At 69.7% G+C, this 1,428-nt stretch carries 2 protein-coding genes; both read left to right on the top strand.

The features are described from left to right. Positions 1–31: 31 nt before the first annotated feature. A complete protein-coding gene (locus tag Q8Q85_10185) occupies positions 32–769 on the top strand; it encodes a hypothetical protein (GenBank protein ID MDP3774621.1) in 738 nt (245 codons plus the stop codon). 14 nt (positions 770–783) lie between these two features. Further along, positions 784–1,428: methyltransferase domain-containing protein (locus tag Q8Q85_10190; GenBank protein ID MDP3774622.1), on the top strand; the 645-nt coding region annotated here is incomplete at its 3' end.

Raw genomic sequence — 1,428 nt, forward strand, 5'->3', positions numbered from 1 at the left:
ACGGCCGCGGCGGTGCCGGAGGACGCTCTCCATGGCTGAGCGCATCATTGCCATCGTGCCGATTCGCGGCTCGGATGAAGAATTCCGGGACACCCCGGACCCGCTGTTGGGTGGGCGGTCGCTCCTGGAGTACACGCTGAGCGCGGCCCAGGATGCCCGCCGCGTGGACCGCGTGATCGTGTCCACGGACGGCCAAACGGTGGCGGATGTCTGCCGCAGCTATGGCGCGGACGTGCCGTTCCTGCGGCCGCCGCATTTGAGCGCGCCGAAAGCGTCGGTCACCGATGTCCTGCGTCACTGCGTCGAGTGGCTGCGGACCACCGAAGGGTACGACGCCGAATGGGTCGTCAAGCTGGAGATCACCCATCCGTTCCGGCCGCGCGGCCTGATCGACCTCGTCATCGACACGGCGCTGGCGCAGCGCGTGGATTCCGCGTTCGTGGCGTACCCGGAAATCCACAGCTACTGGACCCTGGATGAGGCGGGCCGGCCGCGCGAGGCCGGCGAGACGATCGATGTCCCGCGCAAGGTCCGCCGGCCGTTTTTCCGCGACACGAGCGGGCTCGTGGCCATCACCCGCGCAGAGAACCTCCTCGCCGGCCGGTTCTACGGGCAGAACATCGGTCTGATTCCGCTGCAAGACCTCTTCGCGATGGTGGACACGCACGAGGGCGCCGGCGCCGGGTACCGCGAGCGGATCGGGTTCCGTCTCGCCGAGCTGCTCGCGGCCGAATATCACCGCCAGATGCAACGGGAGCTGACCGCATGAGCACAGGAGCCACCATGACCTTGAAGGCGTTCGTGACGCGCCTGCGCCGTCTGGCGCGCGCGGTCGCCACGCGCGACCCGGCCGGCCTGGACCCGGCGCTGCGGCTGAGCGTCGCGCACAGCCTCTACTCGGCGTTCGACGCCCTGCGGTGCGAAGACGCGCCGTTTGATCGCGCCGCGTTCAGCGCGCGGCTGCACGCGGTGGAACGGCTCGTGGCCGCGACACTTCCGGGACGAGGTGGGCGGTCACGGCCAGCGGCCGAGCGCGATCCCGAGGCCGTGGTGGCGGAACTGTACAGCCAGTGCTGGGCGCATTACGATGACCAGGCGTTTTTGCGCACCGTCGACCTCTTCGCGGAGCGCTTCACGCTCAACCGTGTGTCGCTGGAGTTTCTGCGGGGCGCGGAGTGCCTTGACGCTGGCTGCGGCAGCGGGCGGTACACGATGGCGATGGCGAGGCTCGGCGCGGCGCGCGCAGTGGGCGTCGATATCAGCGCGCGGGCGATCCGGGAAGCCCGGCAGCGCTGGGTACGCTTGGCGCTGGCCGGCGCCGTGGAGTTCGTGCGGGGATCGGTCATCGCCATGCCGAGCGCGTGGACCAGGCGGTTTGATTTTGTGTGCTCGAACGGTGTCGTGCACCATACGAAGGACCCGGCCGGC

This window comes from Gemmatimonadales bacterium, assembly GCA_030697825.1.
Lineage (GTDB): Bacteria > Gemmatimonadota > Gemmatimonadetes > Gemmatimonadales > JACORV01 > JACORV01.

Excerpts from the sequence above, each read along its gene's own strand:
- Q8Q85_10185 (MDP3774621.1), top strand. The coding sequence starts at position 32 with ATGGCTGAGCGCATCATTGCCATCGTGCCGATTCGCGGCTCGGATGAA.